Consider the following 16,590-nt stretch of genomic DNA (forward strand, 5'->3'; position numbering starts at 1 on the left):
AAGTCGGCATGAAGTTTGTACATCACTGATAGAAAACTAGAGGGGAATACAGATGAAAATGTGGCTTAAAAAAATGAGTCAACTTTCAAGTGAATATCTGGACCGCTTTAGCGGAGCCGATCTTCCAACACTTTATTATAATCCGAATGGTTTATTTTCTGGTGTGATTGAACGTTTACCACTTTTAAAACAGAAATATCGTCCAACACCGTGGTTATCGAATGCGCATGCGCACATTCTATATCTGGACTTGATAAAAAAACGCACGATTAAGCTGCAATATGATGTGCTTGAGCAGCTGAATATGTCCGATGGCGGCATTACTGGCATTGCCTGGTATGGTTTAGATTTACCGCCAAGTACACCTACCATTGTGCTATTGCATACCATTACCGGCTCTCCGGAATCCATGCGGGAGCTGGTGCGTGACCTACATAAATATACAGGCTGGCGTGTTGCTCTGTGTTTGCGCCGTGGTCATGCTGACCTGCCAATGCCTGTGCCAAAAATGAACTTGTTTGGTTCAACCCAAGATCTGCGTGAACAGTTGCTCTATATTCAGGACAAGTTTCCTCAATCCGATCTCTATGGTGTGGGTTCCTCTGCGGGGACAGGACTGTTGGTTCGCTACTTGGGTGAAGAGGGCGAGCAGACCCCACTCAAAGCAGCCTTTGCTTTATGCCCAGGCTATAACACTGAAACCGGTTTTGCCTATGTACATCCGTTTTATAGCAAAGTCATGGCTAAAAAACTGATCAAACGTTTTATCCATCCTTATCAGGAAACCTGGCAGATTTATCCTTCATGGAAGCAATTGCTTGAGGTGAAAGACTTGTCTGAATTTGAACAGCGCTACTATGAGCTGGCAGGCTTTTCAGATTATGAAAGTTATACTAAGGCCACCAATCCAATTTATGTCTTTGAAAATGTCAAAATTCCATTGATGATTTTGAATTCGGAAGATGACCCGGTCTGTCATATCCAGAATCTGGAACCGTATAAGGATGTCATTCGAGCCATGCCAAATATTGTGGTCGTCACCACTAAAAAAGGTAGCCATTGTGGCTTTTATCAGGGCTTAATGCAGACAGAATCATGGGCCACTCGTCTGATGGCAGATTATTTACTGCAACTTTCCGATACTCCAACGGCAGCTTGAAAGAGATTTTTAAACCATAAAAAACCCAGCATAAGCTGGGTTTTTTTGATGAAGGATTATATTAGTTTTCAAGTGCTGGCATAGCAGCAGCAATTGCATCTGCAACTGCATCATCTTCAGACTTGTTTGCAGAAGATGAGTTGTTTTTAGGAGCGGCTGGTGTTGCTGCAGGTTTTGCAGGCTGCTCAGTGCTTGAATTTGTTTCAGCTGCAGGCGCAGGCTCTGATTGAGCAGGTTCCGGTTTTTTAACTTCACGGCGAATTTCAGTCGTAGTATTCGCAGTTTGTTCGCGCTGGATTTCAACAGTCGGTGCTGCTGGTGCTTCTTCAACCGGTTCAACTGGTGTTGATTCTAATGGTTCAACAGGCTCAAGTTGTACAGGTTCCGGAGCAACCACTTCAGATGCTGGAGTAACTTCGGTTTGTTCTTCTTCTTTTGGAGCTTCTTTTTTTACACAACCAGTCAGTGTAAGGCCAGTCAGGATCAGGGTACAGATTAAAAGTTTCTTCATCATCATTGCATCAAACAGAATAGTGTAGGGTGTGAATGTTCCTATTATAGCAGCAAAATGCAATATATAAATCATATGAACTTACTGTAATTTTTTTCAGGAATTGCTGTTAGAATAGTCAATTGTTTATTGTTCTTTGATTTGATGCGGATTGACTTTGCTTTATTGGTACAAGGTAAAGTAAAATTGCGCAACATTGCAGGCCGATTTAGGCTCGATTGTACGAGAAACCCAATGACCCATTTTATTTTCGTGACTGGTGGTGTTGTTTCATCACTAGGTAAAGGTATTTCAGCTGCTTCTGTTGCTGCACTTTTAGAAGCCCGTGGTTTAAAAGTGACCATGGTAAAAATGGATCCATACATTAATGTCGATCCAGGGACTATGAGCCCATTCCAGCACGGTGAAGTTTTTGTTACAGAAGACGGTGCTGAAACAGACTTAGACTTGGGTTACTACGAACGTTTCTTGCGTCGTGCGAAAATGACCAAACTGAATAACTTTACATCAGGCCGTGTTTACCAGGATGTTCTGAATAAAGAACGCCGTGGTGACTACCTGGGTGGTACTGTACAAGTTATTCCACACATTACTGACAACATCAAAGAACGTGTACTTCGCGCTGGCGAAGGTTATGACGTTGCGATCGTTGAGATCGGCGGTACTGTAGGTGACATTGAATCTCTCCCATTCATGGAATCTGTACGTCAGTTAATGGTTGAACTTGGTCATAAACGTACGATGCTGATGCACTTAACGTTACTCCCATACATTAAGTCTGCAGCAGAATTAAAAACTAAACCAACTCAACACTCAGTAAAAGAACTTCTGTCTATTGGTATTCAACCAGACATTTTGATCTGCCGTACTGAACATGATGTTGATGCAGATACGACGCGTAAAATTGCCTTGTTCACTAACGTAGAAGCGCGTGCAGTGGTCGTGTGTAAAGATGCACGTACGATCTACCAGATTCCACGTACTTTCTATGAACAGAACGTTGATGATCTCATCTGTGAACGTTTCGGCTATGACAATCTTCCAGAAGCAGACCTGTCTGACTGGGATAATGTGGTAGAAGCTTTACTGAACCCTGAATACACCGTTCGTGTGGCAATGGTTGGTAAATATGTTGAACTTCCAGATGCCTATAAGTCTGTGAACGAAGCACTTTTACATGCCGGTATTCAAAACCGCGTGAAAGTTCAGATCGACTATGTCAATGCTGAAGAGCTTGAAAGCCAAGATGTCAATGAAGTATTGAAAGATGCGGATGCAATCTTGGTTCCAGGTGGTTTCGGTGAACGTGGTACTGAAGGCAAAATGAAAGCAATTCGTTTTGCACGTGAAAACGGTGTTCCATTCCTGGGCATCTGTTTAGGTATGCAGCTTGCAGTGATCGAATATGCACGTAATGTGGCGGGTATCACTGATGCGACTTCAACAGAATTCAACCGTTCAACCAAATCTCCATTGATTGGTCTGATCACTGAATGGTTAGATGAGCGCGGTGAAGTTCAACAGCGTTCAGTAGATTCTGATCTTGGCGGTACCATGCGTCTAGGTGCACAGAAGTCTGAACTGGTACCGGGTACCAAGACTGCTGAAGTGTATGGTTCGGATGAAATTATCGAACGTCACCGTCACCGTTACGAGATGAACAACCGTTATATCCCAGTGCTGGAAGAAAAAGGCATGAAGATTTCTGGTTATTCTCCAGTGCAACACCTGGTAGAAACTGTTGAAATTCCTGCACATCCTTGGTTTATTGCAGTACAATTCCACCCGGAATTTACCAGCTCGCCACGTGATGGACATCCATTATTTGCCGGTTTTATTGATGCTGCGAAAAAACAGTACCAAAAAACTAAATAATGCGAGTTTAAGACACAACTAGGAAGTTTAAATGTCACAATTAAAACCACAAGAAATTGTACGTTTAGGCGATATACAAATGGCAAACCACTTGCCATTTGTACTATTCGGCGGCATGAACGTACTTGAGTCGAAAGACTTAGCTTTTGAAATTGCAGAGACTTATGTTGATATCTGCAAACGTTTAGATATTCCATATGTCTTTAAAGCAAGTTTTGACAAAGCCAACCGTTCAAGCCTGAACTCATTCCGTGGGCCTGGCCTGGAAAAAGGAATCGAGTGGTTAGCCGACATTAAAAAACATTTTAATGTGCCAATTATCACTGATGTACATGAGCCGTATCAGGCTGCTCCTGTGGCAGAAGTTGCTGACATTATCCAGCTACCTGCATTCTTAAGTCGTCAGACTGACCTGGTTGAAGCGATGGCAAAAACTGATGCCATTATCAACATCAAGAAAGCCCAGTTCCTTGCTCCGCACGAAATGCGCCACATTTTGCATAAGTGTCTGGAAGCAGGGAATGACAAGCTGATTCTTTGTGAGCGTGGTTCTGCTTTTGGTTACAACAATCTGGTTGTAGACATGCTGGGCTTCGACATCATGAAAGAAATGAACGTGCCAGTATTCTTTGATGTAACACATGCATTACAAACTCCAGGCGGTCGTGCTGACTCTGCCGGTGGTCGTCGTGCGCAGATTACTACACTGGCGCGTGCCGGTATGGCAACAGGTCTTGCAGGTTTGTTCCTGGAAGCTCATCCAAATCCGGATGTGGCAAAATGTGATGGTCCTTGTGCCTTGCGTTTATCTCAACTAGAACCATTCCTGGCTCAATTAAAAGAGCTGGATACTCTAGTGAAAGGATTTGAAAAATTAGATACCCATTGATGCAGTTTTAAGCATCCTGTTATTAATCAACTGAGGAATTGTTCATGAGCCAAATCGTTGACATTCGTGCACGTGAAATTTTGGACTCTCGTGGTAACCCAACCATCGAAGCAGACGTTATCCTGGCATCTGGCGTAGTTGGCCGTGCATGTGCACCATCTGGTGCTTCAACTGGTTCTCGTGAAGCTTTAGAACTTCGTGATGGCGATAAAGCACGTTACCTAGGTAAAGGTGTTAAAACTGCGGTTAACAACGTAAACACTCTGATTCGTGATGCGTTAGTGGGTAAATCAGTATTCGAACAGAAAGACATCGACAATACGATGATCGCTTTAGACGGTACTGAAAACAAAGAAAAATTAGGTGCAAACGCAACTTTGGCAGTATCTCTTGCTGCTGCGCGTGCTGCTGCTGAAGAAAAGAAAACGCCGCTTTACCAATACATCGCAGATCTCCGTGGTCAAAAGATTTTGACTATGCCTGTTCCAATGATGAACATCCTGAACGGTGGTGCTCACGCAGACAACACTGTTGATATTCAGGAATTCATGATTGAGCCTGTAGGTTTCACTTCATTTTCTGAAGCGTTACGTGCGGGTGCTGAAATCTTCCATTCTTTAAAATCAGTTTTGAAGAAACAAGGTTTGAACACTGCAGTTGGTGATGAAGGTGGTTTTGCGCCAAACCTTCGTTCTAACGAAGAAGCTATTACTGTGATCCTGTCTGCAATCGAGCAAACTGGTTACAAGGCTGGTTCTGATATTATGCTTGCGCTTGACTGTGCATCTTCAGAATTCTACAAAGATGGTCAATATATCCTGGCTGGTGAAGGCAACAAATCGTTCACAAGTAACCAGTTTGCTGACTACCTTGCAGGTCTGGTAAATCAATACCCTATCATCTCGATTGAAGATGGTCTGGACGAATCTGACTGGGAAGGCTGGTCTTACCTGACTTCTATCCTTGGCGATAAAATCCAGTTGGTGGGTGATGACCTGTTCGTTACGAATCCTAAGATTCTTCAACGCGGTATCAACGAGAAAGTAGGTAACTCAATCCTGATCAAGTACAACCAGATCGGTACATTGACTGAAACTTTAGATGCAATCTACCTTGCGAAAGCAAATGGTTACTCTACTGTAATCTCTCACCGTTCAGGCGAAACTGAAGATTCTACTATTGCAGATCTTGCAGTAGGTACAGCAGCAGGTCAAATCAAGACTGGTTCACTTTGCCGTTCTGACCGTGTAGCGAAATATAACCAATTACTTCGTATCGAAGAATTGACTCAAGCTGCATATCGCGGTAAAGCTGAGTTCAAAGGTTTGAACTAAGCGATTTATGTCAATGTTAAATGTATTCGACTCCTTGATGAGTAAAGTACTGTTGGGCCTTGCGATCGTTTTGATCGCAGGGTTTCAATATTTATACTGGTTCGGTGAGGGTGGTTATAATGACCATCAGGCATTGACCCAGAAAATTCAGCAACAAATAGAATTGAATGAAGAACTGAAAGAACGTAATCGCGTTCTGGCCGCAGAAGTTTATGATTTGAAGAATGGTATTGAAGCCATCGAAGAGCATGCCCGTCTCGATCTAGGTTTGATCAAGCCGCATGAAACCTTTGTGCAAATGAGCACTATTAGTACTCAATATAAACCGATTTATCTTAATCCGAATAAAGTAGACCTGAGAACCAATGAATCAGCTGATGTTCCAACAACACCATAGATTGTGGGTCATTTTACCAGCTGCAGGTTCCGGTAGCCGATTTTCCAAAACCGAACTTAAACAATACCAGATGATTCAGGAACGGACCGTTCTTGAACACACGGTTTCCCGTCTGAATCAATTGCCATTAGCAGGTTATGTCCTTGCGATTGGTGCACAGGATGATGTTGCCAAGACTCTGCCACTTTCTCATCTGGATAAAGCACATTTTTGCTTGGGCGGTGCAGAGCGCGTCAACTCTGTACTAAATGCCTTGGAATATTTATCTGAGATTGCTTCAGAAGAGGATTGGGTTTTGGTGCATGATGCAGCCCGTCCTTGTGTGAGTCAAAGCTCCCTGATTGATCTGGTCAATACAGCAATTCAAACTGATCAGGCTGCGATTCTGGCCATTCCGGTACGGGATACCTTAAAACGTGTCGTAAAGGATCATGGTATTGAAATGACAGTAGATCGTTCAACTTTGTGGCAGGCGCAAACACCACAAATAGCGAAACTTGGAACTTTGAAGCGTGCGATTCAGCAGGCACTCGCAGATGGTGTTACCATTACCGATGAAGCCAGTGCACTGGAACATATAGATGAACCCGTCCAAGTAGTACAGGGGCGTTCCGATAATATTAAAATTACCTATCCAGATGATCTGGAACTGGCGAAGTTGATTCTGGCTGTCCAGCGCTAAATATATTGCAATAAAAATGGAATAAATCAGTCAATGGCGATTTATTCCGGAGCACTTTAACTTATAATTTTGCCATCATGAATTTTCTACCCGTGGGCCAATGATCCCTTCACAGCAGTATCGTTTTTTGCGGCAGTCCGCACGCGATGGTCGTAGTATTAATCCCCAGAATGCCTCCCGATGGACCAAGTTGCACCTTGATCCATGGCTGCTTTGTTTCCTGATTTTAAATGCGATCTTGGGTCTGATGGTGGTTTACAGTGCCACCTCTGAAGATTCGGGGATGGTGATTCGCCAGGCGATCAGTTTTGGTGTGGGTTTTGTGGTAATGTTTATCTGTGCCCAAGTACCACCCAAGGTCTATCAGGCTGCCAGTCCATATTTTTATATGTTCGGTATCTTTATGCTGCTGCTGGTCTTTGTGATTGGTGAAAAGCGTCTTGGGGCAACCCGCTGGATTACGTTGCCGGGTGTGGGGAGTATGCAGCCGAGTGAGGTGATGAAGTTTGCCATGCCACTGATGATGGCCTGGTACTTTGCCCGTAAACCTTTCCCGCCAAAATTTCTAGATATTGTCGGCGCCTTGGTGATTTTAGGCGTACCTTTTGTACTGGTGGCATTACAACCCGATCTAAATATCGGTCTGGTGATTCCTGGAATCTTTGTACTGTTCTTAAGTGGCATGTCATGGCGTCTAATTGCTGGAGCCTTTGCTGCTTTGGCCGTTGCAGTGCCGCTACTGTGGATGTTCTTGTTGCAGGAATATCAAAAGAAACGGATTCTGACTTTATTCGATCCAGAATCGGATGCCTTGGGCGCAGGCTGGAACATTATCCAGTCCAAAATTGCCATCGGTTCGGGCGGGATTATGGGAAAAGGTTACTCACAAGGTACGCAGTCTCATCTAGGTTATTTACCTGAACATCATACCGACTTCATCATGTCGACTTATGCCGAAGAATTTGGTTTTATCGGGGTGTTTCTGCTATTCAGCCTGTTTACGGCCATTATTATTCGCTGTCTGATTATTGGCATGAATAGCTTTCATAACTTTGGCCGTTTGTATGCCGGTGCGATCGGACTGACTTTTTTCTTCTTTGTATTTTTAAACTCAGGCATGGTCAGTGGGATTTTACCTGTGACGGGTGACCCTTTGCCATTGATGAGTTATGGTGGTACAGCCGTAATTTCCATGTTGGCAGGGATGGGTATTGTGATGTCAATTCATACCCATCGTTAGAAAATTCAATGAAGTAAGTTTTCAAAGCCAGACCAGTTCTGGCTTTTTTATTGCTCGTATTTATTAAAAGTAGCTTTATGCTATAAATATTCAATAACTTAGATAAATCGTATGTAATTTTTATTGTTGAGGGGAAAATGCATAAATTAATTATAGCCATTGGAATTTTGGGCTTATCTGTTTCAGCTTGGGCCAAACCACTGAGTCAGGCTGAATTTAAGGCGCAAACCAAACAAAAATATGATGAGTTAGAGCTAAAACTTGCCGTGTTGAACTCATCGGTAGACCGACGTGAGCATCCTGCACTTATGATTGCTAAAGCCTGTGAATATGCAACCGGTTTAAAGCAGTTAAAGCATCTATCAGAACAGAATCTGCATCTTGTGACAGCGCAGGATGAATTCCAGTTTGTGAGTACACTGGATAATCAGTTTGCTCAATCTCTTCAGGATTTGGGAACCACCTATGAAACAGGCTGTGTTTCACAAAAGAAATAAAGAACAAAAAGCCCTCAAATGAGGGCTTTGTTTTTGGCTGTTTAATACCTAATTAAGAAACCAGGTGTAATAACCCCATAGCATTAACGGCCAAGCCAGAAACGGACTAAATAGCCATTTCCAGAACCAGTGCTGAGGGATAAAGCCAACCCCGTGAATAAAACCACCTGAAATGCCGATCATGATAAACATCATGGCGCGGTGGCTATATTCCCCGTTGGCATCCAGCATTGCAGCAGGATGAACCAGCAACACCGCTGCGAGTGGAAAAGCCAATAGGCAAGAAATCACCATTGCAAAAGGGTTAGATTTTTTTTCTATCTTTACTTGTTCAACTGCAGCGTCTGTCATCTCTTATTTCTCATCCAGGTCTTGATGATTTTCAATATATAATGCACTGAGTACACCAGCGAAACAGGCCATCAAAATGCCGAGAATCCATGCGAAATACCACATAATTTTATCTCCTAAGACACAGCCTTAGTACAGGCTGTGTGAATTCTCTTGAATATGTTTTTTGGTAATCACGCCCCACATCTTGTAGTAACACCAAGTGGTGTAGCACAGAATCAGTGGAACGAAGATGCATGCAGCCACAGTCATCACAGTTAAGGTATTTTGGCTGGAGACCGCATCCCACATGGTTAAGCTTGCAACCGGATTAATGCTTGAAGGCATCAGGAATGGGAACAGGGCAAAACCGGCAGTCAAAATTGCACCGATCACTGCCAGGGATGAACCCAGGAAGCTCAGGCCTGCTTTATTTTTACCTGCTGCCAGTACAATGATCAAGCCACCCAAAATGCCGGCAATTGGAGCAGCCATTGTGATTGGATAAGTCGAATAGTTGTTCATCCAGCCTGGATTGGCATTGGTCATCACTTCTTTGGCAAGCGGGTTGGCAACACCATTGGTATCAAAAGGTGTAACCAGGGTGTAGCCTTGAATACCACCAAAGTACAGCCAAGCGCCTGCAGCCAGGAAAGCTACCAGATAAACAATCCCCATGATTTTGGTTGCTTTGGCAGAACGTTCACGTAAATCGCCATCTGTACGTAGCATCAACCATGCACCACCGTGTGCACACAGCATAGATAAGCTGACAACACCACATACCAGTGCAAATGGATTGAGCAGGGCAAAGAAGCTGCCGCTATAAGTTGAACGTACAGTTTCATCTAGGGTGAATGGAACACCCAGGAACATATTGCCGAATGCGACACCGAAAACCAGTGCGGGCACAGCACCACCAACTGCCAGGCCCCAATCCCAGGCATTACGCCATTTGGTATTTTCCAGTTTGGAGCGATAGTCGAATCCTACTGGACGCAGGAATAAGGCAAACAGAACAAGCAGAAGTGCCCAGTACATACCAGAAAAGGCAGTTGCATAAACCATTGGCCAGGCAGCAAACAGGGCACCACCCGCAGTAATAAACCAGACCTGGTTACCATCCCAATGCGGGGCAATCGTATTGATTGCCGCACGACGTTCTTCATCATTCTGACCCACGAATGGCATGATCGCCATGGAGCCCATATCAAAGCCATCAGTCAGGGCGAAACCAATCAGCAAGACGCCAACCAGTACCCACCAGATTATTTTGAGTAATTCATATTCGATCATGCTTGAGCCTCCTCATTTGCCTTTTTTGCAGCTTCAAGTTTCTCGAAGTGGTATTTACCAGTATGTAGAGAACTTGGGCCAAGGCGTGAGAATTTAATCATTAAGTACATTTCAATGATCAGCAGTACAGTGTAGAACGCTGCTAATGCAATGATTGAACCCCATACATCGCCTGTGCTTAAGCTTGAAGTCGATAAATGTGTAGGCAGAACCTCACCAATAGTCCAAGGTTGACGACCTACTTCAGCAACAAACCAACCAGTTTGTGCCGCAATCCATGGAAGTGGTAGTGCAAATAATGCAAATTTTAATAACCAAGGTTTGTTTTCTGCATTGCGTTTAGCCACCGCAAAAGTTGCAAGAACAAATAGAACCAGCATCAGGAAGCCAGAAGCGACCATGGCACGAAATGCCCAGAACAGGCTTGGTACATGTGGAATAGTATCTTTTGCTGCTGCCTTAATTTGCTCGTCAGAAGCATCTACAACATTTGCAGTATATTTTTTCAGAAGCAGACCGTAGCCCAAATCTTTTTGAGTTTCTGCAAATGCAGCTTTCAGCTCAGGAGACTGATCACCAGCACGTAGTTTTTCCAGTTGTTCATAAGCCACCATACCGTTTCGGATACGACCTTCATGTTCAACCAGCAGGTCTTTAATACCGGTAACAGGCGTATCTACAGAACGTGTAGCGATAATCCCCATAACATAAGGAATTTTCACAGCATAATCGGTAGACATGGTTTCTTTATTTGGGAAGCCAAATAAAGTAAATGCTGCAGGTGCTGGTTCAGTTTCCCATTCTGCTTCAATCGCAGCCAGTTTGGTTTTCTGTACATCACCAATTTCATAACCAGACTCATCGCCCAGCAGGATCACAGAAAGAGTTGACGCTAAGCCGAAAATGGCAGCAATCGCAAATGAACGGCGTGCAAATGGCAAGTCACGTTTTTTCAGCATATAGTAACTTGAAATCGCCAGTACGAAGATGGCACCAGTCACATAACCTGCAGAAACAGTATGTACGAATTTAACCTGTGCAACCGGGTTAAAGATCAGTGCTGCAAAGTCCACCATTTCCATACGCATGGTTTCATAATTGAATGCTGAACCAACCGGGTTTTGCATCCAGCCATTGGCAACCAGAATCCACAGTGCAGACATGTTAGATCCCAGTGCAACTAACCAGGTCACGCCCAGATGCTGTACTTTGGATAAACGGTCCCAACCGAAGAAGAATAAACCAATGAAAGTAGATTCAAGGAAGAAGGCCATCAAACCTTCAATAGCCAATGGTGCACCGAAAATATCACCCACATAATGCGAATAATATGCCCAGTTGGTTCCGAACTGGAACTCCATGGTCAAGCCTGTGGTTACCCCTAAGGCAAAGTTAATCCCGAACAGTTTTCCCCAAAACTTAGTCATGTCCTTGTAAATTTCTTTGCCGGAAATCACATAGGTGGTTTCCATAATGGCAAGCAGAAATGCCAGGCCTAAGGTCAGTGGAACAAAAATAAAGTGATACATCGCGGTCATAGCGAACTGGAACCGCGAAAGATCGACCACGCTTTCAGAAATCATCAACGTGTCTCCTTGATTTGGGAAGGATTGCCGGCGATACGCTCGGCGACTTGAGTGTCAAAATCTTTTGGAATAGTAGGCGCATCAAACCAAATATTTTTAATTACCAGAAGTAGAATGATCTTGATAATTAAAATCGCAGTAATCTCTCTTACTGTTTTTTGGTTTAAATTTTTAGAAACTAAGCTCATGTGAACAAGCCTATTATGTGGTTTGTTATATATTATTAATCGATTGTAACTAAAAAATAAATAGACCAAATAGTTTAAATAAATATATATTTATAAGTTATTGAAAATATTAATAATATTTAATTAAAAGTTTGATAATTATTCTAAATATTTGTGATTGTTTTTTGTAACAATAGATTATTTTAATCTGATTAAAATGGTTGGAATTTATTTTTCAAGTATATTAATCCTGATTATTTTGCTGGGGTTTTTATTCAGTTTTTATTCTAATTAAAATAGTCGGGATTAATTAAAAAATAAAAAAGAACCCGCATCAGGCAGGCTCTTTTCTAATATGGAATTGGGGAGGGCTTCAGAAGTCGTAACGCATACCGACCGATAGTCCGAAGCTGTCTTCACCACGTGCGCCAGCCACTGCATTGCTACGGCCTTGTGCCCAAGGTGTCAGATTTGAGTTTTCATCATTTAATACACTGGCCAGATTGCTGTAGATGCGGACTGCTGGGTCAAGACGATGTTCAATTCCAATCGCCAGTAAAGTAGCATTGGCATCATCGGCATCTACATCACGGTGAAAGACCTGTCCACGCAATGAGGTTTTGGCTGCTAATTTATATTCACCCGCGATGCCAAAGACCTGAGCATCAGGATTGACTTCGGTATTGTCATGCTGAAGGAACTGATACAGACCACCGAGTTTCAAGTCTGGCGTGATTTTGTAGGCACCTGCAATCCGGAAACCATCACGTTCACCACGACTGGCTTCTTCTTCATAATGTTCATATGCCGCTGCAAAATCAACTTTATCTTTTTGGTAGGTAAGGGCAAGGTCATAAGCCTTATCTTTATCTTTTTCACCATCCTTAGATGCATCCGGGCTGTTGGCTTCATGTAGGGAAAGTGCACCCAGAACATTAAATCCATTGCCGAATTTTGGTGATTTATATTCAATGCTATTGGCATTACGTTCATCAAAACGCAGATTCCCTACTCGGGTCACATTACGTACATCGCCGACCATATCTCCAAAGAAGTTAACTGGACTGCGCGCCACTTTAAATGGGCTGTCGAAACGGCCGATCCGTGCCTGACCGAACTCACCTTTTAAACCGACAAAGGTATCACGAGTAGCAAACTCGACATCATCATTTGCAGAGCCACTGGCAAAGTTAATTTCCTGCTCAATCTGGCCAAATACGGTCATGCCATTTTCAAGTGTTTGTTCAGCTTTAAATCCAAGGCGTGATGCATTGGAGGAAATTCCAATTTCATTATAATCCTGGCCATCATCTAGATAATCTAAAGACACATGTGCACGGCCATAGACTTTAACATCAGCAGCGACTGCCATGAGCGGTGTAAAAACGCTTGCCCCAATTGCGAAAATGCAAAGTGATTTTTTCATATAAAGCTCCAATCAGACTTTTTTAGGTCTTTTGAGGTGTATGCAGTAGCTCGGTCTTGGCTACCATCCTGTATTGGTGCTCAGTATTGAGGATGAATAAGTCAGTATGGTTAAGGAAATATTGCAGATCTATGAAATCTAAAAAGGGAGCAATTTTAATTTTTAAGATTCTGTGCAGGATTTTTTTGCTTTAGTTAACGCTGATCCAGTAGATGAGTAATGCGGTTTTAATAAAGTCATTTAAGAGGAATACTGTATTTATGAATGGTGATAAAAAATGAAAAATAAGGCATAAAAAATGGAGCCGAAGCTCCATTTTTAAGGACGAAGAATGAATTAAAGAGCAGCTTTAATTTTCTCTGCCAGTTGTTTGATTTTTTCCTGATCACCCATTTGTGCAGCATGTTTGCCGAGATTGTGCAAAGAGGTAGGTACCAGATGGAAATGAACATGCGGAACAGTCTGACCCGCCGCAGCGCCAGAGAGCTGCATGAGTACAATGCCATCTACACCTAAACCTTTTTCAATCGCTTTGGCAATTTTTTGCACCACCTGAATGGTATAGGCTGCAACTTCAGGATCCAGGTCAAGCAAGGTAATTGCTGGAGTTTTAGGAATGACCAGAGTATGACCATCGGCCTGTGGCATGATGTCCATAAATGCAAGAACTCGGTCATCTTCATACACTTTAATTGCTGGAAGTTCACCACGCAGAATTCGTGCAAAAATATTTTGGTCATCGTAAGTCATAAGTGCATTCCTTGAGCAGAATTGAATTGTATTATTTACAGTTCAATTCTTTCTGACGTTCTTTGATCGCGTCAAGACGTTGCTGCTCTTTTTCTGAAAATTTTGGCTTGGTTGTGTAGCAATTGTCATTAAACTTTGCTTTTGCTTCAGGATCCTTGAAACAGAAACCTTTTGATGCATAAATGACATCATGGTCATTTTTCAATTTTTTGCATTCCTGTTCAGATGCAAGAACCGATGTTGAAGCCCCAAACAAAGTTGCAGAACCGACGAGTGCTGCAACAAATAACTTATTCATAAGAGTTTCCTCAGTATCACTGCATGTGGCTAGTCTATAGTCACAATATTAGGTTTGTTTATTATTATTCAATGGCGAGATATTACTCAATGGTAATATTACTCCATGATTCATACATTTTTACAGCACTGGAAAAGTCACTATTTTTATCCGACAGATTGCTAGCAGCTTGCACCAGACTTTGACCTAAAGCGAGAAGTGGTACTGCCAGTTTGGCATCGCGCGCAAGATCAAGTGCAATGCCTGTATCTTTGGCTAAAAGAGGCAGGGCAAAGGTAACAGGGAAGCTACGGTTCAAAACACGCTGTGGTAAAACGGTTTCAGTCACATTGCTTTTACCGCTTGATGCATTGATACAATCCAGCGCTTCATTCAGGTCAACGCCGTGCGCTTTCAGCGTGGTAAAGCCTTCTGCTGCTGCACACAGGTTTACAGCCAGTAACATATTATTTACCGCTTTTACCGCAAAGCCGGCACCTGATGTCCCCACATGCTTGATCAATTTGCCAAACGCCTGCATCGCTGGCAGGGCTTTTTCAAAGCCTTCCGCATTACCGCCGACCATCACAGTCAATGTGCCATTTTCCGCACCAATGGTCTGGCCACTCACAGGCGCATCCAGGAAAATCACACCCTGTTCAGCCAGTGCTTCTTCTAAGCGTCGGGCAGCGTCAGGAACACCGCTGGTACAGTCTACCCAGATACTGCCAGCTTTAAGGCTGAGGCCTTGGACTAATGCTTCAACATCGGCACTGGTCGGCAGGCAGGAAAAAATAATATCTGCCTGAACTGCCTGTTCTAAAGCGACAGCTTGGGTGCCATATTCAGCAGCATGTTCTTCAGCCTTGGCAAAAGTACGGTTCCAGACATAAACTGTCTCAAAATGCTTGGGTAAATGCGCTGCCATGCGATAACCCATTGCGCCTAAACCAATAAATGCCACTGACTGAATCATGTCATACCCTCTGAATAAAATAATAAATACCTGAAAATTGCCGGCTCTTCCGGAATTAAGCATCTATCCGGGTTGAGCGTTGTGCCAGCCAGGTGGTCAGTTTCGGCCAGAATGTATTGGCTGTTTTCTGATTGGACATCAGTCCAAGATGACCACCCGGGATAAGAGTAAACGTCTTATCGGTACTACTTGTCAATTCCATCAAAGGTTTAGCTGACTGTTCTGTAACAATCTGATCGGTTTTCCCAGCCCCGACCAGTAAGGAACAGTTAATATTTTTTAGGTCAATCGTTCGGCCGTTTAAAGTCATTGAGCCATTTTTTAAAGGATTTTGCAGCCATAAGTGCAGCACCATGTCCTGATTGATTCCACCCGGATAATCAATCATCTTGTTCAAAAAATTGCCCATGGTGGCATGTTCATAGACATCTTCAACATTTTCCAGGTTCATCAAAAACTGCTTCTGGCTTTTAAACCAGCCAATCGGATCAAGGAGCTTAAATCCCAATGCATTGATGATGCCGGGCGAATGAATATATTCCTTAGGAATCAATCCTTGGTGAATCGCCTGTTGCAGGGTTTTATTTTTGGAAATGAGCTTGTTGGTGGTGCTAAAAAGCTTGCCAACGCGACCGGATGCATAACTGTCAATCGGGCTACCCAGTACAATCAGGTTTTTAACATGTTCAGGGGAATGTAGCGCAGTATAAAGCGTGACAAAAATTCCAGCCATACTCCAGCCATGCAAGGAAATAAACTGACTGCCTGAATGCGAGCAGATTCGTTCAATAGCCTGAGGAATCGCGCCGTCGATAAAAGACAGGAAATTCAAGTGACGGTGTTTATAACGGAAACGTTTCCATTCCACTAAATAGACATCAAAACCGCTATGCTGAAAATGCTTGACTAGTGAACGGTAAGGATACAGATCATAAATATCCATATTAATCGCAAGAGGGGCAACAAAGACTAACGGCTCACGGTACTTTTTTTCAGGCGCTGCATAATAGCGAATTTTGCAGAACTCAGTCGCAGCAATATATTCAAAGGGCGTTTTTTGCGAAAGAATCAGGGAAGACGAGTTAAATAACCGTGCATTCAGGTGTTTTAATTTTTTCTTCTGACGTTGAATATTTTGTTTTAACTGAATCATGTAAATAATTTATCCGTATACAAAGGAGAATTGGTCGAAGTCTAA

At 43.1% G+C, this 16,590-nt stretch carries 19 protein-coding genes; 8 read left to right on the top strand and 11 right to left on the bottom strand.

Features of this window, described 5'->3' with window-relative positions:
• Positions 1-52: 52 nt before the first annotated feature.
• Positions 53-1,159 (top strand): YheT family hydrolase, encoded by a 1,107-nt coding sequence (locus FTU19_RS09635; protein ID WP_166134882.1) that lies wholly within the window; start codon positions 53-55, stop codon positions 1,157-1,159.
• Between the two features lie 61 nt (positions 1,160-1,220).
• Here the strand turns inward: FTU19_RS09635 and FTU19_RS09640 are convergent, their stop codons facing one another.
• Positions 1,221-1,676, bottom strand: a complete 456-nt coding sequence (locus FTU19_RS09640) for a hypothetical protein (RefSeq protein ID WP_373684945.1) — start codon at positions 1,674-1,676, stop codon at positions 1,221-1,223.
• Between the two features lie 228 nt (positions 1,677-1,904).
• Between FTU19_RS09640 and FTU19_RS09645 the strand changes: the two genes are divergently transcribed.
• The 7 genes from FTU19_RS09645 (at position 1,905) to FTU19_RS16320 (ending at position 8,584) form a co-directional block, all read left to right on the top strand.
• Entirely contained in the window at positions 1,905-3,545 is a 1,641-nt protein-coding gene (locus FTU19_RS09645) for a CTP synthase (protein WP_104426986.1), read from the top strand.
• 31 nt (positions 3,546-3,576) lie between these two features.
• Positions 3,577-4,434 (top strand): 3-deoxy-8-phosphooctulonate synthase, encoded by an 858-nt coding sequence (gene kdsA / locus FTU19_RS09650; RefSeq protein WP_004783756.1) that lies wholly within the window; start codon positions 3,577-3,579, stop codon positions 4,432-4,434.
• Positions 4,435-4,478: 44 nt separating this feature from the next.
• Positions 4,479-5,768, top strand: a complete 1,290-nt coding sequence (gene eno, locus FTU19_RS09655; protein WP_034171067.1) for a phosphopyruvate hydratase — start codon at positions 4,479-4,481, stop codon at positions 5,766-5,768.
• A 7-nt stretch (positions 5,769-5,775) separates the two neighbouring features.
• Positions 5,776-6,165 carry a septum formation initiator family protein gene (locus tag FTU19_RS09660; RefSeq protein ID WP_373684944.1) on the top strand — a complete coding sequence of 130 codons (390 nt, stop codon included), beginning with the start codon at positions 5,776-5,778 and terminating at the stop codon, positions 6,163-6,165.
• Entirely contained in the window at positions 6,134-6,847 is a 714-nt protein-coding gene (gene ispD / locus FTU19_RS09665) for a 2-C-methyl-D-erythritol 4-phosphate cytidylyltransferase (RefSeq protein WP_166134870.1), read from the top strand. Before FTU19_RS09660 ends, ispD begins: the two co-directional genes overlap by 32 nt.
• Before the next feature lie 100 nt (positions 6,848-6,947).
• Complete coding sequence (gene rodA, locus FTU19_RS09670) at positions 6,948-8,087, top strand: rod shape-determining protein RodA (protein ID WP_125279132.1); 1,140 nt, start codon at positions 6,948-6,950, stop codon at positions 8,085-8,087.
• 137 nt (positions 8,088-8,224) lie between these two features.
• Complete coding sequence (locus FTU19_RS16320) at positions 8,225-8,584, top strand: hypothetical protein (RefSeq protein ID WP_257225445.1); 360 nt, start codon at positions 8,225-8,227, stop codon at positions 8,582-8,584.
• A gap of 48 nt (positions 8,585-8,632) precedes the next feature.
• On the opposite strand, the gene FTU19_RS09680 is transcribed toward FTU19_RS16320, so the two are convergent.
• From FTU19_RS09680 to FTU19_RS09725, 10 genes are all read right to left on the bottom strand, one after another.
• Positions 8,633-8,935, bottom strand: coding sequence for a cyd operon YbgE family protein (locus FTU19_RS09680; protein WP_159123153.1), 303 nt, complete (start codon positions 8,933-8,935; stop codon positions 8,633-8,635).
• Between the two features lie 3 nt (positions 8,936-8,938).
• A complete protein-coding gene (gene cydX / locus FTU19_RS09685; RefSeq protein WP_004783742.1) occupies positions 8,939-9,040 on the bottom strand; it encodes a cytochrome bd-I oxidase subunit CydX in 102 nt (33 codons plus the stop codon).
• Positions 9,041-9,064: 24 nt separating this feature from the next.
• On the bottom strand, positions 9,065-10,210 hold the full coding sequence (cydB, locus tag FTU19_RS09690; RefSeq protein WP_159123152.1) for a cytochrome d ubiquinol oxidase subunit II: 1,146 nt from the start codon (positions 10,208-10,210) through the stop codon (positions 9,065-9,067).
• Complete coding sequence (locus tag FTU19_RS09695) at positions 10,207-11,793, bottom strand: cytochrome ubiquinol oxidase subunit I (protein WP_125279135.1); 1,587 nt, start codon at positions 11,791-11,793, stop codon at positions 10,207-10,209. The genes cydB and FTU19_RS09695 overlap by 4 nt, the downstream gene beginning before the upstream one ends.
• Positions 11,793-11,984 carry a cytochrome oxidase putative small subunit CydP gene (cydP, locus tag FTU19_RS09700; protein ID WP_004783737.1) on the bottom strand — a complete coding sequence of 64 codons (192 nt, stop codon included), beginning with the start codon at positions 11,982-11,984 and terminating at the stop codon, positions 11,793-11,795. Before cydP ends, FTU19_RS09695 begins: the two co-directional genes overlap by 1 nt.
• A gap of 352 nt (positions 11,985-12,336) precedes the next feature.
• Positions 12,337-13,389, bottom strand: a complete 1,053-nt coding sequence (locus FTU19_RS09705; protein WP_159124444.1) for a porin — start codon at positions 13,387-13,389, stop codon at positions 12,337-12,339.
• Positions 13,390-13,725: 336 nt separating this feature from the next.
• Entirely contained in the window at positions 13,726-14,139 is a 414-nt protein-coding gene (locus tag FTU19_RS09710; protein WP_159124443.1) for an HIT family protein, read from the bottom strand.
• 31 nt (positions 14,140-14,170) lie between these two features.
• Complete coding sequence (locus tag FTU19_RS09715) at positions 14,171-14,437, bottom strand: YARHG domain-containing protein (protein WP_159124442.1); 267 nt, start codon at positions 14,435-14,437, stop codon at positions 14,171-14,173.
• Between the two features lie 82 nt (positions 14,438-14,519).
• The gene (locus FTU19_RS09720; protein WP_166134859.1) at positions 14,520-15,392 is read right to left on the bottom strand and encodes an NAD(P)-dependent oxidoreductase; all 873 of its coding nucleotides are present in this window, start codon (positions 15,390-15,392) and stop codon (positions 14,520-14,522) included.
• Between the two features lie 55 nt (positions 15,393-15,447).
• Positions 15,448-16,545, bottom strand: a complete 1,098-nt coding sequence (locus FTU19_RS09725; RefSeq protein WP_034171075.1) for an alpha/beta fold hydrolase — start codon at positions 16,543-16,545, stop codon at positions 15,448-15,450.
• Between the last annotated feature and the right edge of the window lie 45 nt (positions 16,546-16,590).

The organism is Acinetobacter sp. YH12072 (assembly GCF_013419565.1).
GTDB lineage: Bacteria > Pseudomonadota > Gammaproteobacteria > Pseudomonadales > Moraxellaceae > Acinetobacter.